At 69.6% G+C, this 5374-nt stretch carries 7 protein-coding genes and 1 tRNA gene; 3 read left to right on the top strand and 5 right to left on the bottom strand.

The annotated features are described in order from the left end of the window. Nucleotides 1–11 precede the first annotated feature (11 nt). Nucleotides 12–87: transfer RNA gene (locus VGD44_RS16575), tRNA-Ile, on the bottom strand. Nucleotides 88–201: 114 nt separating this feature from the next. Here VGD44_RS16575 and VGD44_RS16570 point away from each other — a divergent pair. Continuing rightward, entirely contained in the window at nt 202–942 is a 741-nt protein-coding gene (locus tag VGD44_RS16570; protein ID WP_331089082.1) for an SIMPL domain-containing protein, read from the top strand. Between the two features lie 109 nt (nt 943–1051). Here VGD44_RS16570 and VGD44_RS16565 read toward each other — a convergent pair whose 3' ends face one another. The 3 genes from VGD44_RS16565 to VGD44_RS16555 form a co-directional block, all read right to left on the bottom strand. Beyond that, nucleotides 1052–1618 (bottom strand): hypothetical protein, encoded by a 567-nt coding sequence (locus VGD44_RS16565; RefSeq protein ID WP_331089080.1) that lies wholly within the window; start codon nt 1616–1618, stop codon nt 1052–1054. Further along, nucleotides 1563–1919: an aspartate 1-decarboxylase gene (gene panD / locus VGD44_RS16560; RefSeq protein ID WP_331089078.1), complete on the bottom strand. Its 357-nt coding sequence runs from the start codon at nt 1917–1919 to the stop codon at nt 1563–1565. Before panD ends, VGD44_RS16565 begins: the two co-directional genes overlap by 56 nt. Before the next feature lie 211 nt (nt 1920–2130). Then, nucleotides 2131–2997 (bottom strand): alpha/beta hydrolase, encoded by an 867-nt coding sequence (locus VGD44_RS16555; RefSeq protein WP_331089076.1) that lies wholly within the window; start codon nt 2995–2997, stop codon nt 2131–2133. A gap of 104 nt (nt 2998–3101) precedes the next feature. Here VGD44_RS16555 and VGD44_RS16550 point away from each other — a divergent pair, with 104 nt between their 5' ends. Both VGD44_RS16550 and VGD44_RS16545 read left to right on the top strand, forming a co-directional pair. Continuing rightward, nucleotides 3102–3659, top strand: coding sequence for a YbhB/YbcL family Raf kinase inhibitor-like protein (locus tag VGD44_RS16550; RefSeq protein WP_331089074.1), 558 nt, complete (start codon nt 3102–3104; stop codon nt 3657–3659). 80 nt (nt 3660–3739) lie between these two features. Next, entirely contained in the window at nt 3740–4984 is a 1245-nt protein-coding gene (locus VGD44_RS16545) for a serine hydrolase domain-containing protein (RefSeq protein ID WP_331089072.1), read from the top strand. Nucleotides 4985–4987: 3 nt separating this feature from the next. On the opposite strand, the gene VGD44_RS16540 is transcribed toward VGD44_RS16545, so the two are convergent. Beyond that, nucleotides 4988–5335, bottom strand: a complete 348-nt coding sequence (locus VGD44_RS16540) for a hypothetical protein (RefSeq protein WP_331089070.1) — start codon at nt 5333–5335, stop codon at nt 4988–4990. Nucleotides 5336–5374 lie beyond the last annotated feature (39 nt).

Below are 5374 nucleotides of genomic sequence, written 5' to 3'. Positions count from 1 at the left end.
AAAAGCGCTGCTGGTGGGCCCGGCAGGACTCGAACCTGCAACCAGACCGTTATGAGCGGCCGGCTCTAACCATTGAGCTACAGGCCCCTGCAGCGAATGTGCCCCCGCGCGTTACCATGGGCTGCACGGCGCTTAAAGCTTGCGTTCAGGTGGGAATTGCGACGGTTGGGGGCGTTCCATCCTCCCCCACTGGAGCTTTCGATGAAGACCCTGATGCGCGCCGCCGGTCTCGGCCTGGCGCTGACGTTCGCCGCCGCCCCCGCGGTGCTGGCCGAGGCGCCTGCGCCGGCGGCCGAGAGCATGTTCCGGGCCACCACGCTCAACCTCTCGGCCTACGGTGAGACCCGCGTCGAGCCCGACATGGCGATGATCACCCTGGGCGTGATGACCGAGGGCAAGACCGCCGCCGAGGCCATGGCGGCCAACGCCCAGCGGATGACCGCGGTGGTCGCCAGCCTGAAGAAGGCCGGGATCGCCGAGAAGGACATCCAGACGTCCAACCTGAACCTGAACCCGCAATATCGCTACGAGGAGAACAAGCCGCCGATCCTGGTGGGCTACCAGGCCTCGAACCAGGTCACGATCCGGGTGCTTGACCTGAAGAAGCTGGGCGCCGCCGTCGACGCCACGGTGAACGCCGGCGCGAACCAGATCCACGGGATCAGCTTCGGCCTGGTCGACCCCACCGCCGCCGAGAACGCGGCCCGCGAGGCGGCGGTGAAGGCGCTGGTCGCCAAGGCCGACCTCTACGCGAAGGCCACGGGCCACCGGGTCTCGCGGCTGGTGTCGCTGAGCGAAGGCGGCGGCTACGTCCCGCGCCCGCCGATGCCGATGGTCGAGATGGCCGCCCAGCGCGGTTTCGCCAAGGACTCGACGCCGGTTCAGGGCGGCGAGCTCACCGTGCGGATCGACATCTCGGGTCTCTACGAGGTCACCCGCTAGGGCGGTCGGGCGAAAGTGGAAGCCGGTTTCGCCCCTGAAACGCGCTCTAACTCAAAGAGATAGAGCCTGTTCGCCGAGTTCAGATGATTCCATCTGAACTCGACAGGCTCTACGGCGCCTTCTGGCTGGCTGGGGCCTGCGTCCCGGCCGGGGCCTTCGAAACCTTGGCCCTGCGGAAAGCGCCTTCCAGGCGGTCGGCCATCATCCGGCCCGGGAAGGCGCGATCGCCCTCCATCATCGCGGCGTAGACGAGGTCGGTGCCGGCGATCGGGCCGGCCGCCCAGCCGACGCCGCGCGAGCCGTCGGGCTCGCTGTCGCAGGAGAGCTGGACCACCGCGCCGGTCTGGGCCGTGCGGTTGAGCAACTGGCCCAGCTTGGTCTTGGCGGCCTCCCGGATGCCGCCCCCTTCGCACGACGGCAGCTCGCGGTCGCAGGCGGTGTGGGTGTTGTAGCGATACTGGAGCTTGCCTGAGCCCGCCTTGGCGATCAGCAGGCAGCTGTTCGGGTCGCCGATGGCGCGCGAAACCGCCGCATCCAGCTCTGCGCGGTCGACCCCGGGCGGCGCGCCGGGCGAACAGGCGGCGAGCGCCAGGGCCGCCAGGGCGGCCCCGACGACAGCCTCAGGCGGCCTTCTTGATCTCGTTGGCGTCGTCCAGCAGGACCACAGTCGGCGCATAGTTGCGGGCTTCCTCGGCGGGCAGCATGCCATAGGTGACGATGATCACCTTGTCGCCCTTTTGCACGAGTCGCGCAGCCGCGCCGTTGACGCCGATCACCCGCGAACCCCGCGGCGCCTCGATGGCGTAGGTCGTGAAGCGGGCGCCGTTGGTGATGTTGAGCACGTCCACCTGCTCGTGCGGCAGGATGCCGGAGGCGTCCAGCAGGTCACGGTCGATGGCGATCGAGCCCTCGTAGTCGAGGTCGGCCTGGGTGACCGTGGCGCGGTGCAACTTGGCCTTCATAAGCGTGAGCAACATGGGCGGTTCACGTCCTTGTCTGCTGGCGCCCCGTAGCGGAGCGAGCGCGCATATACGCACGCTGCCGGCGGCGTTCAATGCGGCATTGCAGCGAGATGACGCTGCGGCAGTCGAGCGGCGCGATCCCCTTACAATGTATGGGTTTCCGCTGAAATCGGTTACGGTGGCGATGACCGCAAACCTGTACCCGTGCCGCGCCGCAGCACGGCGATCAACTTGCGTGGCGACGCAGGAAGCCGGTCATTTCGTCCAGCACCGGCGCGCGGCCCCGCAGCGGCCGCGACAGGGCCAGCACCATGTTGACGTGGTCGACGCCCTCGTAGTGGCGCTCCTCCACCGGCACGCCGGCCTCGCGCAGCTTCTTCGCCAGCGCGATGGTGTTCTTGGGCCAGACCATGTCGTCGGCGGCGCCGGTGGCCAGGAAGGCGGGCGGCGAATCCGGCCGCACATAGGCCAGCGGCTGGGTCGACGGCAGGTCGTCGGTCCCGCCGAAGATCCGCTCGGTGATCTCGCTGCGGATCGGCAGGAAGTCGTAGGGGCCGGAGAGGCCGGCCATCGCCCGCACCGCTCTCGGATCGACGCCCGCCGCCGAAAGGTAGCGGCCGTCCAGCGCCAGCATCACGGCGTTGTAGGCGCCCGCCGAGTGACCGACGAGCACGATCCGCTGGGCGTCTCCTCCCAGGCGCTCGGCGTTGCGGCTGGCCCACGCCACGGCCCGGGCTCCGTCCTCGAGGAAGCCGGGATAGCGGACCTCGGGATAGAGCCGGTAGTCGGCGACGACGGTCAGGAAGCCGCGCGAAGCCAGGGCGCGTCCGACCCAGTTATAGTCCTGCCGCCGGCCGGAATCCCAGGAGCCGCCGTAGAAGAACACCGCCACCGGCGCAGCCTGAGGGCCACGCCTCGGCGCATAGACGTCCAGCCGCTGCCGGGCCCCCGCGCCATAGGCCTGGCCGCGAGCCACGTGGTTGGCCGGATCCTTCGGCGAGAGGGTGGCGAACAGGCTGATCGGCGAGCAGGCGGCCGCCAGCGAGCCGCTGAGGGCGGCGAGCGCCGTGCGCTTGGTGATCGGGGCAGACATCGGGGCAGACCTACGGACGCAGCATGACAGACGCAACCAGGGCGGCCGCAACCATCGCGCCGCCCTCCGGTTCTACGTGCGCCCGCGATCCGGAGACGCATGCCATGCCCGACCAGACCCCTCATCCCGAACATTCCGGCCGATCGCTGACCATCCAGCGGGTCGACCCGATCCTGGACACCGGCGTCCTCGTCACCTGCCCGGTCCAGGAGGCCGACGGCCGCCTGCCCGACCGTCACTCGGCCTATCACGACAACATCTCGCCGCCGCTCAAGTGGTCGAACGTCCCCGACGTCCAGGCCTGGGCGATCGTGGTCGAGGACCCCGACGCGCCACAGGAGGAGCCCTTCATCCACTGGATGATCTGGAACATCGGCGGCCAGACGAACCACCTGCCCGAAGGCATCGGCAACGAGCCGCGCCTGCTGCAGGTGCAGGACGCGATCCAGGGCAGGAACGGCCGCGGCGGCTACGGCTGGTTCGGCCCGCGTCCGCCCGCGGGGCACGGCGTGCACCGCTACTACTTCCAGGTCTTCGCCCTGAACGAGCGGATCCAGATGGGCCCGGACACCGAGCTCAAGGAGCTCTTGAACGCGCTCAAGGCCCGCACCATCGCCAAGGGCGAGATGATGGCCACCTACGAGGCGCCGACCGAGCAGTAGCCCTTCCCCGCCGGAACCCTTGACGCCAGCCCTGCCCCCCTGCGCTAATCGCAACTGAACAACGATAAGGGAGGCGTCTCGTGGACGGAGCTCAGGCCCCGGCGGGCTTCAAGGCGGATGTGCTGGCGCAGGTGGGACCGGCGCTGAAGGGCCTGGTCGACCAGGGCGCGCTGTCGGGTGTCGTCACCCTCGTCTGGCGCAAGGGCGAGGTGGTCCACACCGACGCCATCGGCCAGCGCGACATCGAGGCCGGCCTGCCGATGCAGCGCGACACCCAGTTCCGCATCGCCTCGATGACCAAGCCGGTGACCTCCATCGCCGTCCTGATGCTGCTCGAGGAGGGCAAGCTCAAGCTGGACGATCCGGTCACCAAGTGGCTGCCCGAACTCGCCGGCATGCTCGTGCTGGAGGACGCCACCGGCCCGCTCGACAAAACGGCCGCTGCGAAGCGCGAGATTACCGTCGAGGACCTGCTGACCCACCGCGCCGGCCTGGCCTACGGCTTCACCTCGATGGGCCCGATCGCCCACGCGCACGAGAAGAAGCTGGGCTCGCCGCTGGTGAACCCGCTGACGCCCGATGAGTGGCTGAAGGCGCTGGGCGAGCTCCCGCTCTCCTACGAGCCCGGCGAGCGCTTCCACTACAGCCACGCCACCGACGTGCTGGGCTTCCTCGTGGCCCGCATCGAGGGCAAGCCGCTCGGCCAGGTGCTGAAGGAACGCATCTTCGACCCGCTGGGCATGGCCGACACCGCCTTCTGGCTGCCCAAGGACCAGCGCGGCCGGCTGGCGAAGCTGTACGAGGCGCCGGCCGATGGCGGACCGCTGCGGGACGTCTCCCTGCGCATGGGCGACGAGCCGCCGGCCTTCGAGGGCGGCGGCGGCGGCCTGATCTCCACGGCCGACGACTACCTGGAGTTCGCCCGCATGATGCTGGGCCGCGGCGAAGTGGACGGGGTGCGGCTGGTGAAGCCCGAGACCGTCGATCTGATGTGCGCCAACCGCCTCTCGGAAGAGCAGCGCGGCCACGCGTTCTTAGGGATGCCGTTCTGGCTGAGCCAGGGCTTCGGCCTGGGCGTCTCGATGATCCTGGACGCCCAGAAGCACGAGTGGATGGGCGCCGGCGGCCAGGGCGCGTTCGGCTGGCCGGGCGCCTTCGGCACCTGGTGGCAGGCCGACCCGGCGAACGACCTGATCCTGATCTACCTGATCCAGGACTCGATGCCGCTGGGGCCCGAGGCGGTCACAGCCATGCAGGGCCAACGGCCTACCGGCCGCATCGGCTGCCCGATGTTCCAGAAGATGGTCTACGCCGCCCTGGCGTAGCCCTCACGAGTTCCGCGGCGCCACGCAGATGCGGCGGCCGTCCACGGTGTCGCCCACCAGTGTGCCGTCGCGCAGGCCCTGACGACGGGCAATATTCAACGCCTTGCTCTCGGGCGGCGGCCGCTCGCCCTTGGCGCACACCGCGACCTCCACCCGCTGGCCCCCGTTCGGGCAGGTGCAGATGTCCTCGCGCTTGTCGAGGCGGCTCCCGGGCACGTTGCAGGTCGGCGGGATGGAGAAGCCGCCGACATCGATGCACTGGATCGTCCTGGTCGGCGGGTTCTCGCCGATCGGCTGGGCGGCCGCGGCGCCGCCGGCCAGCGCCAGGGCCGCAATGAGCATGGCTCGCATGGGGATCGCTCCTTTCGTCCTCCAGCATATATGCCCGTT

This window comes from Phenylobacterium sp. (assembly GCF_036402295.1).
In the GTDB taxonomy this organism is placed as follows: Bacteria; Pseudomonadota; Alphaproteobacteria; order Caulobacterales; family Caulobacteraceae; genus Phenylobacterium.
The sequence above is the reverse complement of the archived record's forward strand: the minus strand, read 5'-3'. Positions and strand labels throughout refer to the sequence as shown.

Bases quoted from the DNA above. Each gene is read 5' to 3' on its own strand.
- VGD44_RS16550 (WP_331089074.1), top strand. From the start codon at position 3,102: ATGCCCGACCAGACCCCTCATCCCGAACATTCCGGCCGATCGCTGACC.
- VGD44_RS16570 (WP_331089082.1), top strand. From the start codon at position 202: ATGAAGACCCTGATGCGCGCCGCCGGTCTCGGCCTGGCGCTGACGTTC.
- VGD44_RS16555 (WP_331089076.1), bottom strand. From the start codon at position 2,997: ATGTCTGCCCCGATCACCAAGCGCACGGCGCTCGCCGCCCTCAGCGGC.
- VGD44_RS16565 (WP_331089080.1), bottom strand. From the start codon at position 1,618: ATGCGCCGACTGTGGTCCTGCTGGACGACGCCAACGAGATCAAGAAGG.
- VGD44_RS16540 (WP_331089070.1), bottom strand. From the start codon at position 5,335: ATGCGAGCCATGCTCATTGCGGCCCTGGCGCTGGCCGGCGGCGCCGCG.
- panD (WP_331089078.1), bottom strand. From the start codon at position 1,919: ATGTTGCTCACGCTTATGAAGGCCAAGTTGCACCGCGCCACGGTCACC.